Origin of the sequence: Saccharomonospora sp. NPDC046836, assembly GCF_040645195.1 — a bacterium.
Lineage (GTDB): Bacteria > Actinomycetota > Actinomycetes > Mycobacteriales > Pseudonocardiaceae > Prauserella_A.
In genome coordinates this window covers 15,233-31,765 of sequence record NZ_JBEYXW010000051.1, presented here as the reverse complement: position 1 = coordinate 31,765, position 16,533 = coordinate 15,233, and the positions used below count along the sequence as shown (strand labels likewise).

The following is a 16,533-nucleotide window of genomic DNA, read 5'->3' as shown; positions in this document are numbered from 1 at the left end:
CGAGGGTGACGCGCCGGAGCCGCGTACCCGCGTGATCGGTGAGGAGCAGGTCGTCGTCACGGTCCACATCGCCCGGCCGGAGGCCGGGGCGCGCGAGGAGCACAGCACCGCCGAGGCGGCGGGAGGACGCCCGGGGGACGCCCTGTGCGGCTCCGACCGCCCCAATGGGAGAATCCCGGAATGGCTAATCCGCAAGTATTCTTCGACGTAGAAGCGAACGGCACCTCCCTCGGCCGGATCACCTTCGAGCTCTTCGCCGACGTGGTCCCCAAGACGGCCGAGAACTTCCGCGCCCTGTGCACCGGCGAGAAGGGCGACGGGAGGCAGGGCAAGCCCCTGCACTTCAAGGGGAGCGGGTTCCACCGCGTCATCCCCGGCTTCATGTGCCAGGGCGGCGACTTCACCCGGGGCGACGGCACCGGCGGTGAGAGCATCTACGGGGAGAAGTTCGCCGACGAGAACTTCCAGCTCAAGCACGACACCCCCGGCATCCTGTCGATGGCCAACGCCGGCCCGAACAGCAACGGCTCGCAGTTCTTCATCTGCACCGAGGCCACGCCGTGGCTGGACGGCAAGCACGTCGTCTTCGGCAAGGTCGTCGACGGCATGGACACGGTCAAGGCCATCGAGTCGCGCGGCTCCCGCACCGGCAAGACCTCCGCGACCCTGACCATCAGCGACTGCGGCCAGCTCTGACACCGACCGGCAGCCACCCGGCCGACGCGGGCGCAGGCGCGCGGCGACCGGGTGGCGGGGGCGGGCCGGCCAGACAGCCGCGGCCGATCGCCGCCACCTGGGCCGAGCCCGACCGGACCGTGAGGGACGGCCCTCTCACCGCTCCCCCGGCTCCCACTCCAGCAGCCGCACCTTCGCCACCGTGCGCACATGCCGCCGCATCGCCGCCGCGGCCTGCTTCGCCGTTCCCGCCTCGATCGCGTCCAGAATCGCGTGGTGCTGGGCCAGTGACCGGTCAGGTCGGCCCGGCTGGCGGAGGGACTCGCGGCGGCTCTCGGTGATCTGGTCGGTGAGGGAGGCCATGAACTCGGCGAGGAGGGGGCTGTGGCCGGCCTCGGTGACGGCGGCGTGGAAAAGGCGGTCGCCCTCCTCGCCGTGGCCGCCGGAGGCGATCTCCCCGGCCATGTGGGCGAGGGCGGCGCGCAGGGCGGTGAGGTCGGTCTCGGTGCGGCGGGTGGCGGCGAGTTCGGCGAGTTTGGTCTCCAGGGCCTCGCGGGCCTCCAGCACGTCGGGAAGGCGACGCCGGCGTTCGACGAGGCGCTCGACCGGTTCGTGGTCGAGGGTGTCGCGGAGCAGGTAGGTGCCGCCGCCGTGCCGGGTCTCCACCAGGCCCTGGACCTCCAGGACGACCACGGCCTGTTTGACGGAGGCGCGGCTCACTCCGAGGCGCTGGGCCAGGTCGCGTTCGGCGGGCAGGCGGTCCCCGGCGGCCAGGCGGTGCTCGGCGGCGTAGGCGCGGAGACGTTCGAGAACCTGCTCGTAGAGGCGGGTACGGCCCATCGGGCGCAGCGCGTCGTCGGTCATGCGTAACCCCTGTCCTCCTGCTCCCCCGGGCGCCCGGAGCGTAACACCGGGGCCCCGGGCGGGCCTTGCGCCGGCCTTGATCCGTACCCGGTGGCCGAGTGGCTGAACCAATTCGTGCGCGACCCGTTGACACCCGGCGCGTCAGGGCCGAGCGTGGTCCAGCCACTGGGCCAATGAGGCGTTCCGCTTCGTCGGCTCCGGGTCCTTTCGGGCTCAACACCCCACTGGACCCCGTGACATGACCCATTGGGACCCATGGGACGGGAGCCCCTGATGTCTGCCGAACTACTCTCCATCCTGGTGCTGGCGGTGCTGTTCGTCGTCGGCACCACCCGCTCCGTGAACATGGGCGCGCTGGCCTTCGCCGCCGCCTTCGGGGTCGGCACGCTGGCCGCCGGGCTCGACGCGGACGGGATCTTCGCCGGGTTCCCCGGTGACCTGTTCGTGGTGCTGGTCGGCGTCACCTACTTCTTCGCCATCGCCCGCGCCAACGGCACCACCGACTGGCTGGTGCACGCCGGGATCCGGCTGGTGCGCGGCCGGATCGCGCTGATCCCCTGGGTGATGTTCACCGTCACCGGGGTGCTGACCGCGATCGGCGCGGTCAGCCCGGCGGCGGTCGCCATCGTCGCGCCGCTCGCCATGGGCTTCGCCGCCCGCTACGGCATCAAGCCGCTGCTCATGGGCGCCCTCGTCGTGCACGGCGCCCAGGCGGGCGGCTTCTCGCCGATCAGCATCTACGGTTCGACCGTCAACGGCATCCTGGAGCGCGAGGGGCTGCCCGGCAGCCCGATCGCCCTCTTCCTCGCCAGCCTCTTCGCCAACCTGGCCATCGCCGCGCTGCTGTTCGTGGCCCTCGGTGGACTGCGGTTGCGGGGGCGGGACCTGGGCGACGAGGAGGCCACGGAGGGCGGTGGCGACGGCAGTGGCGGCTCCGGCGGTACCGGGACGGTCACCGGTACCCGAACCACCCCCGACGCCGACGTCCTGCGCCTCACCCCGGCGCGGACCGCCACCCTGGCGGGGCTGGTCGCGCTGGTCGTCGCCGTGCTCGTCCTCGACCTGGACGCGGGGCTGACGGCGATCACCCTCGCCGTGCTGCTCGCGGTGGTCTGGCCGGACGACAGCAAGGCGGCGGTGGCCCACATCACCTGGCCGACCGTGCTGCTGATCTGCGGGATGCTCACGTACGTCGCGGTGCTCCAGGAGATGGGGACGATCGACTGGGCGGGCGAGCACGTCGGCTCCATCGGGATTCCGCTGCTGGCGGCGCTGCTCTTCTGCTACATCGGTGCGGTGGTCTCCGCGTTCGCCTCGTCCGTCGGGATCATCGGGGCGCTCATTCCGCTCGCCGTGCCCTTCCTGGAACAGGGCGAGATCGGCGTGGTCGGGATGGTGGCGGCCCTCTCGGTGTCGGCCACCGTGGTCGACGTCAGCCCCTTCTCGACCAACGGCGCGCTCGTGCTGGCCGCCGCCGAGGACACCGACCGCGAGCGCTTCTTCCGGCAGCTGATGCTGTACGGCGGGGCCGTCACCGTGCTGGCCCCGCTCGTGCTCTGGCTGGCGCTGGTGGTGCCCGGCCTCTGACCTGGGTAACCCTGGTCAGGAGGCGCCGCCTGACCAGGGCGCCCCCGCCCACCCCCGACCGGCGCGGCACCACTTTGGCCCGAACCCGAGGAGAACCCACCCGTGACCTCGTCCGCCACACCCGAGACGGCACCCCTCTTCCCGGCGCTGCACACCCCGCCGGTCCCGCCGAAGCCCGCCCTCCGCTTCGGCGACCGCACCCTGGAGTACGGGGAGGTGGCCCGCCTCGCCGGGGCGCTCGCCCGTGAACTGCCGCACGGCCGCCGGGTCGCCGTCTGGGCGACGCCGAGCCTGGAGACCGGCGTGGCGGTGGTCGCGGCGCTGCTCGCCGGAGTGGCCGCCGTACCGCTCAACCCGAAGGCGGGAGCGCGCGAGCTGGCGCACATCCTGGCGGACAGTGATCCGGCGCTGGTGCTGGCCGCGCCCGGTGAGACGCTGCCCGGGGAGCTGGCGGGGCTGGCCCGCCGGGACGTGGCGACCGACCCCGGGGCCGTGCCGGGGGCCGTGGCGCTGCCCGCCGAGCCGGGGCCGGAGGCGCCCGCGCTGATCGTCTACACCTCGGGCACCACCGGCCCGCCCAAGGGCGTGGTCCTGCCCCGGCGCGCCCTGACCAGCACGCTCGACGCGCTTCAGGACGCCTGGCAGTGGACGGCCGACGACACCCTCGTGCACGGCCTGCCCCTCTTCCACGTGCACGGCCTGATCCTCGGCGTGCTCGGCCCGCTGCGGCGCGGCGGCTCCCTGGTCCACCTGGTCCGCTTCTCCACGGACGGGGTGCGCCGGGCGCTGGAGGAGGGGGCGACGCTGATGTTCGGCGTCCCGACCATGTACCACCGCATCGCCGAGGAGGCCGCCGGGGACCCGCCGCTCGCCGCCGCCCTCGCCAAGGCGCGGCTGCTGGTCTCCGGTTCGGCCGCGCTCCCCGTGCACGACCAGGAACGCATCGCCGCCGCCACCGGCCGCCGGGTCGTGGAGCGGTACGGGATGAGCGAGACCCTGATGAACACCAGCGTCCGCGCGGACGGCGAGCCCCGCCCCGGCACGGTCGGCGTGCCGCTGGCCGGGGTGGCGCTGCGGCTGGTCGAGGACGACGGGAGCGAGATCGCGGAGTGGGACGGCGAGACGGTCGGCGAGATCCAGGTGCGCGGCCCGAACCTCTTCACCGAGTACCTGAACCGTCCCGACGCCACCGCCGAGGCCTTCGACGGCGACTGGTTCCGCACCGGCGACATGGCGGTCCGCGAGCCCGACGGGTACGTGCGGATCGTCGGCCGGCGCGCCACCGACCTGATCAAGTCCGGCGGTTACAAGATCGGCGCGGGCGAGATCGAGAACGCCCTGCTCGACTTCCCGGGCGTCCGCGAGGCCGCCGTCACGGGCGAACCCGACCCGGACCTCGGCGAGCGCGTCGTCGCCTGGCTGGTCACCGACGGCGGCCCGGTGGACGAACAGGCGGTCGCCGACCACGTGGCCCGCCAGCTCGCCCCGCACAAGCGCCCCCGCGTCGTCCGCCACCTCGACGCTCTGCCGCGCAACGACATGGGCAAGATCATGAAGCGGGCCCTGCATGGCTGACCGCGACGCCCTCACCGCCCGCGCCCTGATCGCCTCCCTCGACCCGGGCTACGTCGAACTGGGCTTCCTCGGTCCGGAGTTCACGGACGGCCCGCTGGAGTGGTCCGGCTACGGCGCCGCCCGCGAACGGGCCCGCGAACGCACCGGCGAGCGCGAGTCCGTCGTCTGCGCCACCGGCCGCGTGGGCGCGGGGACCGACGCCGCGCCCGCCCCCGAAGCGGTCCTGATCGCCTTCGAGTTCGGCTTCCTCGGCGGCTCGCTCGGCGAGGCGACCGGCGACCGCATCGAGGCGGCGTACGCGCACGCCCGCGCCCACCGGCTCCCCGTCGTCTCCCTGGTGGCGACGGGCGGCAGCCGGATGCAGGAGGGTATGCGGGCGCTGACCCAACTCCAGCGCGTGGCCCGGCAGACCGTGCTCACCCGGCGCGCCGGGCTGCCGCAGCTCGCGGTGGTCCGTGACCCCACCACCGGCGGCGGCTGGGCCACCCTGGCGGCCGGTGCCGACGTGGTCCTCGCCCTGCCCGGCGCCCAGGTCGGCTTCGCCGGCTCCCGGGTCCGCCCGGCCGGCGCCGACCCCTGGGCGTACACCGCCGAGGGCCAGCACGCGGCCGGGCACATCGACGCCCTCACCCGACCTGCCGACCTGCCGGGCGTGCTCTGCCGCTGGCTGACCCTGCTCGCCGGCCGGCCCGCCCCCGCCCGCCGGGCCGAACCCCCGCACGCCCTGACCACCGGCCCCCTCCCGGCCGACGGCGCCGAAGCCGTCCGCCGCACCCGCTCCCCCGAACGCCCGCGCGCCGCCGCCTACCTGGACGCCTATTTCGACTGGCGCGAGGAGATCCTGGGCGACCGTACCGGCGCCACCGACCCCGGCATGCGCTGCGGCTTCGGCCACCGCGACGGCCGGACCGTCGCCTACGCCGCCCAGTGCGGCACCGCCACCCTGCCCGCCGGATTCCGCACCGCCGCCCGCCTGGTCCGCACCGCCGGCCGGCTCGGCATCCCCGTCCTCACCCTCATCGACACCCCGGGCGCCGCCAACGACGCCGCCGCGGAACAGGGCGGCGCCGGGCCCGCCATCGCCGACCTCTTCGCCGCCGTCGCCGAGGCCGAGGTCCCCGTCACCTCGCTCCTCGTCGGCGAGGGCGGCTCCGGGGGCGCGCTGGCGCTGGCCGCCCCCGGCCATCTCTGGGTCACGCCCGACAGCTACTTCTCCGTCATCGCCCCCGAACTGGCCGCCGCCATCCTCAAGCGGCCCCCGGAGGAGATCCCGGCCACCGCCGACGCGCTGCGGCTGCGCCCGCAGGACGCGGTGGAGCTGGGGGTGGCGCGGGGGGTCGTACCGGGGCCCGGATAGAGCCTGTACGGCGCAAGGAACGCGCGTACGTGCGGGGCGCCCCGGCCGGGCGCCCCGCACGTGTCTCCCCCGTATCCCCGCAGGTCAGATGGCGGGTACGGTCGCTCCCGTGTTCCCCATCAGCCGCATCAGCACGCGCAGGGCGGTCGCGTACTCGGCGTCGGTGATGCCGTCGTGCAGCTCGACGCGCCATTCGGGGGCGCGGGCCTTGAGATCGAGACGGGCCGCGTCCCCCGCCTCGGTGATCCACAGCCGGCCGTCCCCGTCCCGGGTCACCCAGCCGGAGGCGAGCAGTACCTCCGCCTCGGCGGCCAGATCGTCCTCGGGCCGCAGGAACGAGACCATCGCGGACCGGAGTTCCTCGACGCTCCTGCCCTGCCCGTCCTCGGACAGGTCGTTCACCGACAGGAACCGCAGCACCCAGAACCGGGGCTGCGTGAACCCCACCTCGGCCTGCTTCCGCCGCACGAACCCGATGGTCGCCTCGTACGCGAGCTTGGTCCAGTACGGGACGGGCTGAGCCGCCAACTCCTCGTCGGTGTACTGCGCATCAACGGTCACGGTGCTGTCCCCTCGCCACGGCGACCCCGGGTCGGGCCGACGCGACTCAACGTAGGACCTCGACCAAGGTTGAGGGCAAGGGCGGCCGGAAGGCGCCCTACGGACGGAGGGCTTGCGCCTCCAGCGGGTGGAGACCCGAAGGTGGGGGCATGGACGACCATCCCGAGGAGACGGCAGAGCGGCTGGCGCTGGTGCGGACCCTGCGCGAGCCGGGGATCGACCTGCCGGCCGTCCGGAAGATCGCCGACCGGGAGTTGACACTGCCGGAGGTCGCCGCCGCGCACGCGGAGGCCCTGGACGCCCAGATCGCCGCCCTGCGGGTACGCCGTGCCGTCCTGGCCACGGCCGCGAGGCAGGGCACAGGCGCGGAGGCGCCTCGCCGTCAGTTCCCGCGCACGGTCCGCCTCCCCGCCGCCGAGCCGCGGCCCTGCGCGCCCGGCGCGGCCGGGAGCCGGTCAGTCCCCGAGGAGCGACCGGTGCATGATGTGCAGCCCCACATACCCCTCGCCCGGATGCCGGAACCCCTCGGGCAGCGTGCCCAGCACCTCGAAGCCCAGCGACTCGTACAGCTTCACCGCGCGGGTGTTGGTCTCCACCACCGCGTTGAACTGCATCGCCCGGTACCCCTCGGCCCGCGCCCAGTCGATGGTGTGCGTGCAGAGCGCGCGGCCCACGCCCCGACCGCCGTGCGCCGGGTCGACCATGTAGCTGGCACTGGCGATGTGGCTGCCGTTGCCCATGTGGTTGCGGTTCATCTTGGCGGTGCCGAGGACGGCCCCGGAGTCGTCCACGGCGACCACGGTGCGGCTCGGCGCCTTCACCATCCACCAGCCCTCGGCGTCCTCGCGGGAGAGGTCGAGGGGGTAGGTGAACGTCTCGCCCGCGCGGACGACGGACTCGAAGAACGGCCAGATGGCGTCCCAGTCCTCGGTGCGGGCCTCACGGATCAGCATCCGGTCATCCTCACCCACCGACGACCAGGTGGCCAACGGCATTTCCCGGGCGGGCGCGAGCCAGTCCTTGACCTCGCCCCCGCTTGAGCTTCTAGCTTCGGCCGGGCACGACAACCGACGCCGAACCGTTCCGAGGAGCCCCTGTGCCCGCAACCGAGACCGTCCCCGCCGCCTACCTCCACTCCGTCGTCCCGCACCTCCTGGTCGACGACGCCGACGCCGCCCTCGCCTTCTACGAGCGGGCCTTCGGCGCCGAACCGCGCTTCCGCCTCGACGGCGACGAGGGCGAGGTGGTGCACGCCGAACTCACCGTCGCCGGCGCCGTCATGATGCTCGGCGACGCCGGCGACGACCTGCGCTCCCCGGCCGCGATCGGCGGCACCCCGGTCATCCTGCACGTCTACGTCCCCGACGTGGACGCCCTCACCGCACGGGCCACCGCCGCCGGGGCCGAGCTGCTGGAGGGCCCCGCCGACCAGTTCCACGGGGACCGCACAGCCATGCTCCGCGACCCCTTCGGCCACCTGTGGATCTTCCTCACGCACCTGGAAGATCTCACCCCGGAGCAGATCGCGGAGCGCCTGGCCGAGGCGAACGATCCCGCCGGAGCGACCGGCTGACCTCGGGGAACCCGGTGACAGCACGACGCGCGCTCCGTACGCTGGCCCACGGCCCCGACCCCGCCCGGGCCCGCGCCGTGCCGTACCGACCACCCCGGAGGAACCGTGCCCGCGACTCCCGGCCCCCCTGAGCGACGTCTCGCCCGCCATCGCCGGCCTTCTCGGCCGTGAGCAGGTCAGGGACTTCGGGCGGCGGACGCTCTGGCCGACGCCATCCCGGGTCGCAGGCCCGGCCTTCACCGTCCGGTGCGCCTCCTGAACGAGGAGATCCGCTGCCGCGGTGTCACGGTACGCACCGGTGACCTGGTCGTCGCCAACGAGGAAGACGTCGTCGTGGTCCCCGCCGCCCGGCAGGACGAACTCCTCCAGGCGGCCCGCGCGAAGGAGGCGAAGGAGGCGGCCCAGTCCCTCGACGCCTGGGAGACAGACCACCACGCCCGTGTCCGGCAGGCCCTCGACGCCCAGGGCTTCACCGGCTGAGGCCGACCCCGCACACCCGAACGGAGCCCCGCATGCCGCTGCGCTGCGCCCTGCTGAACGACTACCAGGGGGTCGCCACCACGGCCGCCGACTGGTCCCCCGTCCTGGACCGCGTCGAACTGACCTCCTTCTCCACCCATCTCGGCACGGAGAACGAACTCGCCACCGCTCTCGCCGACTTCGACATCGTCGTCACCCTGCGCGAACGCGTCCCCTTCCCCGCCTCCCTCTTCGCCCGCCTCCCGCGCCTGCGCCTGCTGGTCGCCTCCGGCATGCGCAACTCCGCGATCGACCTCGCGGCGGCCCGCGCCCACGGCGTCACCGTCTGCGGCACCGCCAGCCACTCCACGCCCCCCGTCGAACTGACCTGGGCCCTCATCCTCGGCCTCGCCCGCAACCTGGTCGCGGAGAACACCGCCCTGCGCACCGGCGGTCCCTGGCAGTCCACCCTCGGCGCCGACCTGCACGGGCGCCACCTCGGCGTGGTCGGCCTCGGCCGGATCGGCTCCCAGGTCGCCCGGATCGGTGCCGCCTTCGGCATGGAGGTGGCCGCCTGGAGCCCCCACCTCACCGCGGAACGCGCCGCCGAGCACGGCGTCCGCCTCGCCTCCGGCCTGCCCGAACTGCTGGCCGGCAGCGACGTGGTCACCCTCCACCTGAAGCTGGGCGAGCGCAGCCGGGGCATCATCGGTGCCCGCGAACTGGCCCTGCTGAAGCCCACCGCGTACCTCGTCAACACCTCCCGTGCCGCCCTGGTCGACCACGACGCCCTCCTCGCCGCCCTGACCGAGGGCCGCATCGCCGGCGCCGGCCTCGACGTCTTCCCCACCGAGCCCCTCCCCGCCGACGACCCCGTCCGCACCACCCCCCGCCTCCTGGCCACCCCGCATCTCGGCTACGTCACCGAGCGCACCTACGCCACGTACTACCGCGAGGCCGTCGAGGACATCGCCGCCCACCTGGACGGCAACCCGGTACGCCTCCTCGGCTGAGCCCCGCCGGGCCCGTCACCCGGTCAGGTCCCGCAGGTGCGGGACCGCCCGGGTCAGCTCCCGCACGCCCCAGGCGATCAGCGCCACCCCCGCCAGCTCCGGCACCACCCACCAGCCGCCGCGCACACTCTCCTCGAAGACCACGACGCCGAGCAGGAGACTGACCGAGGCGTCCCCGATGGTCAGCGCCGGCTGCGAGGCGGCGAGCGGCCCGGCCTGCAGGGCGTTCTCCAGCAGCAGCACGGCCGCGACCCCGGTCACCGCGAACCCGTACGTCTGCCAGGTCGCGAGGAACGCGGTGAACCCCTCGTCGGCGAGCGTTCCCGTGGCCGACTTGAGCAGCGCCGCCGTCAGGGCGTTGCCCACGGCGGCCGCGGAGCCGAGCGCCGCCGCCCGGAACAGGGGCGACCGGTTCCACCGCGAGGCCACCACGGCCACCGCCATCACCCCCAGGCACCCCACCAGCACCGGAATCCACCGCGCCATCGGCGCATCGGTACGCGCCCCGGCCGGCGCCGCCGCCCCCAGCACCGCGACCAGCCCCACCACCACCGCCGCCACCGCCCACCACCCCTCACGCGGCAGCCGCCGGTGCAGCAGCGGCACCCCGATCAGCAGCGCGAACGGCAGCTCCAGCACGAACACCGGCTGCACCAGCGCCAACGGCCCGTTGACCAGCGCCAGCGCCTGGAACAGGGCGGCCCCGACCACACCCGCGATCCCCAGCAGCCACACCGGCTTGCGCGCCAGCTCCCGCACCAGCCGCCACCCCCCGCCCGACGCCACCTCGGAGGCGGCCTTCCGCTGAAAAGCGGTACCGGCGGCGTTACTGGCGGCCCCGAGGACGGCGAAGAAGACGGCGAGGACGAGCATGGGTGATCCGTGCCCGGACGACCCCGCCCCCTCCCTGAGCTGGGAGGATTGCCGCCGATCGGAGCAGGCGGCCGGGGCGGGTGCGGCCACCGGGGCCGGGGCCTTCAGGTGCGCGAACTCCGGGCCCCGCAGCCAGGGCAGGTTCTCGGCCGCGCACGGCGTCAGGGCCTCGACCCCGGCACCCTTGGGCCAGGTCGGCCCCGACCGTCACCCGCGCTTCCCCGCCGACGCCCACCGCCCGCTCAGCCCTCGCCTTCGCCCTCGCCGCCGGCCCTGCCTCCGCGCAGGCGTCGCGCCCGCTCGGCGATGCCGCTCGCGAGCTTGCCCCGCACGGCCCCGGCCCGGTCCAGAGTCTCGTTGCCGACCGTCATGGCGGCCGCCACACCCGTCGCCCCCGTTTCGAGCGCCCGGTCCCTGGCCTGCACGGCGGCCTCCACCCACCGCCTCGTCTCGGTGTACCGACGGCCGGCCCGGTCGGCCACGCGCTCCTGGAACTCGTGGACGCCGGCCACGACCTGGTTGCTCGCCCCGACCACGGCCGGGGACTTGGCCGGGTGCAGCAGCACCTTCGCGTTGGCCGCCCCGGCGGCCGCGTTCATCCTGGTCACCAGCCGGTCGGTGCACCGCAGGACAAGCTCCTGCCGGTCCCGCCGGGCCTCCCTCAGCCCGCGGCGATGCGCGTTCAGCTCCTCCGGCGACACGTCCCGCACCCGGTCGAGTTCGAGCACCGCCACCGCGTCCTGCAACTGGAAACAGCGAGCGAGGACAGCGAGCCACTCCCGCACCACCGGCTCGGCCTCACGCACCGTCACCGCGAGCTCCCCGATCTTGGCCTGCCGCTCCATCTTCTCCGCGAGCGCGTCAAGCTGCCGCAAGGCGTACGCCTGGGTCTCGGCGATCGTCGCCGGCCCGCCCTGCACCTTCGACCACGTGACCTCGTCGGCCTCGCCCCGCTGCCGGCGCACGGTCATGGCCTCCTCGATGACGAGCCCCGTACCGATCACGCGGGACAACACCGCGTCCTTCTGGGCCCGCAACACGTCGTCGACCTTGGCGTCGATCGCGTCGAGATACTCGGTGATCTCGTCCATGGCCTGCTCCATCGCCACCTGCGCCAGCAGCTTGGCGACATTGGCGAGAGCGACCGGGCTCCCCACGAACGACCGGGACCCCCGGGCGAACTCGACGAACCCCTTGATCTGCCCCCGGTCCCCCTGCAGCACACCGGTACTGACCCCCGCCGCCGCGCTCTCCCGCAACCCGTACTTCTTGACCTGCTCCGCCGACTGGACAGTCAACTTCACCCACCGCCCGGAGACACCGGCGCCCTCCTCCGCCCCCTCCTTCACCACCGCGGCCCCGGCCCCGGCCATCCGCTTGATCCACCCCGGACCGAGCTTCCTCCCCACCAGCCCCTCCGAGACGAGAAACCGCTCAACGTCCCCCGCGTCCCCGAACACCGCCAGCCCGTCACCATCACCGACCAGCTGAATCTCGTCCTTCATCGCCCACCCGCCCGCTCCGGAGTCCTCCTAGGCGGACGAGACTATCCAGCCGCACCTGACTGGAGGCCCGAATCCGACTTGTTGGGCGATCTGCCCCGATTCCCGCACCCGGCCGCCACTGCCCCGCATGGCTCCCGTAGGACCCGCCCCTCGAAACGCGTCAGAGCCCTGGCACCAAGGGCGCCGGGCTCCGATGCGCTGCTACACCATTCACCGTGCCCTGATCCCGCGTCGGCAGGGCGTACTGCTGACCCTGCGGACTACGGCACTGCCTGTGAACCGGCGTCGACGGGTACGTCGGAAGATGTCACAACAGCGGACGGGGCCGGCGGCGCGGGTCCGGTGGTCAATCCGCGCGGCAGGACGCGTCCTTCGTGGGCATCTCGCCCTCGACGAGGTAGCGCGTGGTGGTGTTCAACGCGCAGGAGTTCCGGCCCAGGACGTAGACACCGTGCCCGCTGTCGTCGACGCTGATCAGCCGGGCGCGGTCGCCGAACTTCTCCCGCAGCATCTTCCCGCCCAGGTGCGGAGTCGACGCGTCCCGCCGGTTCTGCAGGAGCAGCACGTTGCGCGGGCCTTCGGCGTCGACCTCCACGGGCGGTTCAGCGGGGGTGTACGGCCAGAAGGCGCAGGGGGTGATGTTGGCGGTGGCGGCGCCATACAGCGGGTAGCGTCCGCGGTCCTCGGCGACGCCTTGCCGGTAGGTGTTGACGTCCTCGGGCCATTCGGCGTCGTTACAGGTGACGGCGAGGAACACGGTCAGTGCGTTGTCGGTCGGCGACAGCGCGCCGTCCGCCGCTTCCCCGGTGGCGGCCGTCAGACCGCGGGCCGCGGCCTCGTCGCCTTCGCGCAGCGTCTGCCAGGTCTGCGCCAGCGTGGGGTACTGCGTCTGCTTGAACAGGTGGCCGAACGTCAGGAGCCGGAAGAGGCTGCCGTCGATCCCCGCGACCGGAGCCTTGTCGAGCCTGCCGGCGATGGCGAGGTAGGACGCCCGTACCTGCCCAGGTGTGCGGCCCAGACCGTAGCTGTCGTGCCGGCTGGCCGCCCACTTCGCGAAGTCCGGCAGGGTCTGCTCCATGCCGAGCACGTAGCGGCGCATGCCGTCGCGGTCGAGGTGAGTGTCTCCGATGTTGCTGTCGAGCACGATCCGGTCGGAACGCTCGGGGAACATCGACGCGTAGGCGGCGCCGAGGGCCGTGCCGTACGAGTAGCCCAGGTAGCTGGTCTTCTCCTCGCCGAGCGCGGCCCGGATCCGGTCCAGGTCGCGGGCGGTGTTCGCGGTGGTCAGGTGGCGCAGCCCGCCATCGTCGTCGTTGTCCGCGCACTGCTCGGCTGCCTTCTCAGCGATTTTCGCCTGCGCGGTGACCGCAGCGTCATCGACCGCGTAGGGCGGGATGTTGGAGTAGTAGAGGCTGTCTGTGGTGAAACCGCAGCTGACCGGTGTGGAATGACCGATCCCGCGGGTGTCCATGCCGATCAAGTCGTAGCGGTCGGTGACGCTGCTGGGCAGGCCCTGGGCCACCAGCAGCGCGGACAGCGCCAGTCCGGATCCGCCGGGACCGCCCGGGTTGAGCATGAGGACGCCGCGCCTCTTGTCCGGGTCGGTGGCGGCCAGCCGCGAGACGGTGAGGTCGATCTGCTCGCCTTCCGGCTCGGCATAGTCCACCGGCACGCGCACGGTGGCGCACTCCAGCACGGTCGGAGCGGCTTCCGCCCCGACGTCGTCGGGGCACTGGCCCCACTCCACCGGAGGCGTTCTCGTCCCCTCGGCGGCGGCGGGCACAGTGATCAGTGACGCGCCCAGGCCGATGACCGCCAGGAGGGCCAGGTTCCGGCCGACACTGCTTTGTCGTTCCATGTCCAGTCTCCGCATACCGGGTTCGTGGTGGGGGTGGTCGCGACCATCCCACTCCCTGCCCCTGGGGCACGGTCAACCGGTGGCGAGCCGGAACCGAACGGAGTTGACCGTGCCCCAGGGGCAGGGTTTCCAATGCCCTCCGGGCACGATCCTGGAAAGGGGCTCCTGGTGGCGTGGAGTACACGTCGGCTGGCGGAACTCGCGGGGACGACGGCCAAGGCCGTCCGGCACTACCACGAGATCGGCCTGCTGGACGAGCCGGAACGGGCGTCCAACGGCTACAAGCGCTATGGCGTCAGCCATCTGGTGCGCCTGCTGCGTATCCGCAGACTGACCGACCTCGGCGTGGCCCTCGCAGATGTCCCCGCGGTCGAGAGCGGTGACGAGAGGGCACGGCAGATCCTTCGGGACCTGGACGCCGAACTCGCGGCGGACATCGAACGCCGACAGCGGATGCGGCGGGACCTGGCGGCCATCATGGACAATCGGGCCGCGCTCGACATGCCCCCGGACTTCAGGACGCTTGCCGACGACCTGCCCGAAACCCAGCGATCCCTGCTGGTGGCCTACTCCAGCATTCTCACACCCGAAGCGATCGCCGCCCTCCAGGAACAGCTTTCGGGACCTCGCGGCGACCTCGAAGCGGAGTTCGCGGCGCTCGAGGAGGACGCTCCCGACGACGTACGGCAGCGGCTGGCCGAGCAGATGGCGCCCGAAGTCCGCCAGCAGCACCGGGCCCACCCTGCTCTGGCCGACCTCGGGCTGGCCTCGCGCCGGGAAAGGGCGCTCGCGGACTCGGTCACCGTGCACGCCCTGGTCGAGTTCTACAACCGCGCGCACCTCGATGTGCTGCGACGCGTTCACAGCATCCTCGTCGAGAGCGACAGCGTGCACGCGTCACACCATCAGGCGCGCGTCGGGCCGCACTCACCGGGTCGCGAAGCGGCGCCCTGAGCGCGGTCACCGTGGGGCATCGACGTCGGACAGGAGCCCGGCAAGCCGCTTCATGACGTCCACCTGGGCTGGATTGTAGAGATCGCTGATGGCTTTGCCGAGGGTGCCGGCGGTGTGCTGTCGACCGCGCGGGGCGTCTGACGCCAGGTCGCTGAGCCCGGGATGGCGGGACCGTAGACCCAGGACGTAAGGCACGAGACGCTCGGCGAGACTCTGGCGGGTCAGCTCGTCGGCGTCGGCGGGAAGCTCGTTGAGTTCACGTGCCACGGGCTGCGACTCCTGCTGGAGCAGGTCGGCATAGGCATCCATCCCGCTGGGCCCGAGGACCGTACCGAGGACGGTGACGAAGGAGCGGTCCGGGTCAGGAAGCTCGGCTGTCTTGTCCACGGAGGCGAAGCGGAGGGGGAGATCGCTCGCGGCTCGTCCGCGCAGGAGGGCGCCCACCTCGGCACGTGCGTGTTGCAGACGTTCGATGGTGGCGGCCAGCTCAGCGTCAAGAGCCCGCAGGTCACGCGGATCGGGACCCGAATCCGGGGCGTCGTCCATGTCCGCGATCTGGGAGAGGGAGAAGCCCAGAGCGGTGAGGCGCTTGATCCGGAGGAGCCGGACAAGATGGCTCACGCCGTACTGTTTGTAGCCGTTGGAGCGGCGCTCCGGCTCCTCGATCAGGCCGATGTCGTGGTAGTGCCGTACGGCCCTGAGGCTGACGCCGGCCAGCTCCGCCATCTCCCGAGTGCTCCACGCCATGATCGAGATCTCCCCCACCGTCCGGTGCTCCGACGCGGTCACGTCGCGAGCCCCATTGAAAACCATGACGCAACGGCAGGCTGGGACAGGTCGGAGCGTACGAAGGTGCTGCCCCAGCCTCTTGGCGATGTGCGGAGACCGCCGAGGTTCAGAAGATGACCGGTGGCTGCGGGTGCCTGAAGGGAACACGACGCTGGTTGGTTCCTGTTCGAACACGGTCGTCCAGCACAGCTTCGGGGTGCGGGGTCAGGTTTCCCTGGAAGCCGGTGGGCCCGGATGAGGGGTGAGAGCAGTCTGGCGCGCGGCCCCCGGCTCAGGGTGACTGCGGGGCGCCGTGTCGCAGGCCGTCGAAGAGGAGGGCGGTGATCTGCCGGGCCTCGACCAACCAGCCCTCGGTGGCGCGCATCCCGCAGATGCCGCCCAGGGCGCGCAGAAGGGTGGAGCCTGTGACGTCGTCGCGGACGGTGCCGGCCGCGCTGCCGGCTTCGAGCAGCAGGGAGAGGGCGTCGGCCATACGGGTGCGTGCGTCGTCGAAGACGTGTGAGTCCGTCGCCATGATGCTTTCCAGCACACTGGACATCCCCTTGCCCACCGCCGCGTGGTCCACGAGCAGCAGCAGGAAGCGCCGCAGCGCCTCCTCCGGGGCGTGCTGGTCCAGCAGGACGCCGGGCGTGGCGCACAGGTCGTCGACCTCTTTGCGGTAGACCTCCTCGATCAGCGCTTCGCGGGTTTCGAAGTGGCGGTAGAGCGTTCCGACGGCGACGCCGGCGCTGCGGGCGATGTCCTCGACGTGCGCGTCGGTGTCGCCGCCGAGGAACGCCTGGCGGGCCGCGGACAGCAGTGCCTCGCGGTTGCGTCGCGCGTCGGCGCGCAGCGGGCGTGATTGCGGCAAGAGAACCTCCATAAGGTGAGTCCGACTCCGTTTACGTGTA

Annotated in this window: 16 protein-coding genes; 8 read left to right on the top strand and 8 right to left on the bottom strand. The window is 72.9% G+C overall.

Annotated features, from left to right (window positions below):
* Nucleotides 1-180 precede the first annotated feature (180 nt).
* Nucleotides 181-696: a peptidylprolyl isomerase gene (locus ABZ863_RS32575; RefSeq protein WP_023422139.1), complete on the top strand. Its 516-nt coding sequence runs from the start codon at nucleotides 181-183 to the stop codon at nucleotides 694-696.
* Nucleotides 697-831: 135 nt separating this feature from the next.
* Here the strand turns inward: ABZ863_RS32575 and ABZ863_RS32570 are convergent, their stop codons facing one another.
* Nucleotides 832-1,539 (bottom strand): FadR/GntR family transcriptional regulator, encoded by a 708-nt coding sequence (locus tag ABZ863_RS32570; protein ID WP_023422140.1) that lies wholly within the window; start codon nucleotides 1,537-1,539, stop codon nucleotides 832-834.
* A gap of 273 nt (nucleotides 1,540-1,812) precedes the next feature.
* Between ABZ863_RS32570 and ABZ863_RS32565 the strand changes: the two genes are divergently transcribed.
* The 3 genes from ABZ863_RS32565 to ABZ863_RS32555 all read left to right on the top strand — a co-directional run bounded on the left by ABZ863_RS32565 (nucleotide 1,813) and on the right by ABZ863_RS32555 (nucleotide 6,058).
* Nucleotides 1,813-3,126: an SLC13 family permease gene (locus ABZ863_RS32565; protein WP_023422141.1), complete on the top strand. Its 1,314-nt coding sequence runs from the start codon at nucleotides 1,813-1,815 to the stop codon at nucleotides 3,124-3,126.
* A gap of 147 nt (nucleotides 3,127-3,273) precedes the next feature.
* Entirely contained in the window at nucleotides 3,274-4,701 is a 1,428-nt protein-coding gene (locus ABZ863_RS32560; protein ID WP_358543381.1) for an acyl-CoA synthetase, read from the top strand.
* Entirely contained in the window at nucleotides 4,694-6,058 is a 1,365-nt protein-coding gene (locus tag ABZ863_RS32555) for a carboxyl transferase domain-containing protein (protein ID WP_358543372.1), read from the top strand. Before ABZ863_RS32560 ends, ABZ863_RS32555 begins: the two co-directional genes overlap by 8 nt.
* 84 nt (nucleotides 6,059-6,142) lie before the next feature.
* Here ABZ863_RS32555 and ABZ863_RS32550 read toward each other — a convergent pair whose 3' ends face one another.
* Nucleotides 6,143-6,619: a MarR family winged helix-turn-helix transcriptional regulator gene (locus ABZ863_RS32550; protein WP_023418056.1), complete on the bottom strand. Its 477-nt coding sequence runs from the start codon at nucleotides 6,617-6,619 to the stop codon at nucleotides 6,143-6,145.
* A 455-nt stretch (nucleotides 6,620-7,074) separates the two neighbouring features.
* Complete coding sequence (locus ABZ863_RS32545; RefSeq protein ID WP_033950847.1) at nucleotides 7,075-7,572, bottom strand: GNAT family N-acetyltransferase; 498 nt, start codon at nucleotides 7,570-7,572, stop codon at nucleotides 7,075-7,077.
* A gap of 143 nt (nucleotides 7,573-7,715) precedes the next feature.
* Between ABZ863_RS32545 and ABZ863_RS32540 the strand changes: the two genes are divergently transcribed.
* The 3 genes from ABZ863_RS32540 to ABZ863_RS32530 all read left to right on the top strand — a co-directional run bounded on the left by ABZ863_RS32540 (nucleotide 7,716) and on the right by ABZ863_RS32530 (nucleotide 9,664).
* Nucleotides 7,716-8,192, top strand: coding sequence for a VOC family protein (locus ABZ863_RS32540; protein WP_128464411.1), 477 nt, complete (start codon nucleotides 7,716-7,718; stop codon nucleotides 8,190-8,192).
* 246 nt (nucleotides 8,193-8,438) lie between these two features.
* Complete coding sequence (locus ABZ863_RS32535) at nucleotides 8,439-8,672, top strand: hypothetical protein (protein WP_240675256.1); 234 nt, start codon at nucleotides 8,439-8,441, stop codon at nucleotides 8,670-8,672.
* Between the two features lie 38 nt (nucleotides 8,673-8,710).
* Nucleotides 8,711-9,664 carry a D-2-hydroxyacid dehydrogenase family protein gene (locus ABZ863_RS32530; protein ID WP_358543379.1) on the top strand — a complete coding sequence of 318 codons (954 nt, stop codon included), beginning with the start codon at nucleotides 8,711-8,713 and terminating at the stop codon, nucleotides 9,662-9,664.
* 15 nt (nucleotides 9,665-9,679) lie between these two features.
* Here the strand turns inward: ABZ863_RS32530 and ABZ863_RS32525 are convergent, their stop codons facing one another.
* The 3 genes from ABZ863_RS32525 to ABZ863_RS32515 all read right to left on the bottom strand — a co-directional run bounded on the left by ABZ863_RS32525 (nucleotide 9,680) and on the right by ABZ863_RS32515 (nucleotide 13,900).
* Entirely contained in the window at nucleotides 9,680-10,537 is an 858-nt protein-coding gene (locus ABZ863_RS32525) for a DMT family transporter (protein ID WP_023422144.1), read from the bottom strand.
* 242 nt (nucleotides 10,538-10,779) lie between these two features.
* Complete coding sequence (locus ABZ863_RS32520) at nucleotides 10,780-12,042, bottom strand: hypothetical protein (protein WP_358288300.1); 1,263 nt, start codon at nucleotides 12,040-12,042, stop codon at nucleotides 10,780-10,782.
* Between the two features lie 346 nt (nucleotides 12,043-12,388).
* Nucleotides 12,389-13,900: an alpha/beta hydrolase gene (locus ABZ863_RS32515; protein ID WP_358193160.1), complete on the bottom strand. Its 1,512-nt coding sequence runs from the start codon at nucleotides 13,898-13,900 to the stop codon at nucleotides 12,389-12,391.
* Nucleotides 13,901-14,068: 168 nt separating this feature from the next.
* Here ABZ863_RS32515 and ABZ863_RS32510 point away from each other — a divergent pair, with 168 nt between their 5' ends.
* Nucleotides 14,069-14,854 carry a MerR family transcriptional regulator gene (locus tag ABZ863_RS32510; protein ID WP_128462669.1) on the top strand — a complete coding sequence of 262 codons (786 nt, stop codon included), beginning with the start codon at nucleotides 14,069-14,071 and terminating at the stop codon, nucleotides 14,852-14,854.
* Between the two features lie 6 nt (nucleotides 14,855-14,860).
* Here ABZ863_RS32510 and ABZ863_RS32505 read toward each other — a convergent pair whose 3' ends face one another.
* Together ABZ863_RS32505 and ABZ863_RS32500 are read right to left on the bottom strand one after the other, a co-directional pair.
* Nucleotides 14,861-15,667: a MerR family transcriptional regulator gene (locus ABZ863_RS32505; RefSeq protein WP_358543369.1), complete on the bottom strand. Its 807-nt coding sequence runs from the start codon at nucleotides 15,665-15,667 to the stop codon at nucleotides 14,861-14,863.
* Between the two features lie 247 nt (nucleotides 15,668-15,914).
* Entirely contained in the window at nucleotides 15,915-16,493 is a 579-nt protein-coding gene (locus ABZ863_RS32500) for a TetR/AcrR family transcriptional regulator (RefSeq protein ID WP_033950894.1), read from the bottom strand.
* Nucleotides 16,494-16,533 lie beyond the last annotated feature (40 nt).

What these genes read in the sequence shown, in the direction of transcription:
- ABZ863_RS32505 (WP_358543369.1), bottom strand. Translation starts at nt 15,667, where the DNA reads ATGGTTTTCAATGGGGCTCGCGACGTGACCGCGTCGGAGCACCGGACG.
- ABZ863_RS32565 (WP_023422141.1), top strand. Translation starts at nt 1,813, where the DNA reads ATGTCTGCCGAACTACTCTCCATCCTGGTGCTGGCGGTGCTGTTCGTC.
- ABZ863_RS32575 (WP_023422139.1), top strand. Translation starts at nt 181, where the DNA reads ATGGCTAATCCGCAAGTATTCTTCGACGTAGAAGCGAACGGCACCTCC.
- ABZ863_RS32525 (WP_023422144.1), bottom strand. Translation starts at nt 10,537, where the DNA reads ATGCTCGTCCTCGCCGTCTTCTTCGCCGTCCTCGGGGCCGCCAGTAAC.
- ABZ863_RS32555 (WP_358543372.1), top strand. Translation starts at nt 4,694, where the DNA reads ATGGCTGACCGCGACGCCCTCACCGCCCGCGCCCTGATCGCCTCCCTC.
- ABZ863_RS32570 (WP_023422140.1), bottom strand. Translation starts at nt 1,539, where the DNA reads ATGACCGACGACGCGCTGCGCCCGATGGGCCGTACCCGCCTCTACGAG.
- ABZ863_RS32545 (WP_033950847.1), bottom strand. Translation starts at nt 7,572, where the DNA reads ATGCTGATCCGTGAGGCCCGCACCGAGGACTGGGACGCCATCTGGCCG.
- ABZ863_RS32515 (WP_358193160.1), bottom strand. Translation starts at nt 13,900, where the DNA reads ATGGAACGACAAAGCAGTGTCGGCCGGAACCTGGCCCTCCTGGCGGTC.
- ABZ863_RS32520 (WP_358288300.1), bottom strand. Translation starts at nt 12,042, where the DNA reads ATGAAGGACGAGATTCAGCTGGTCGGTGATGGTGACGGGCTGGCGGTG.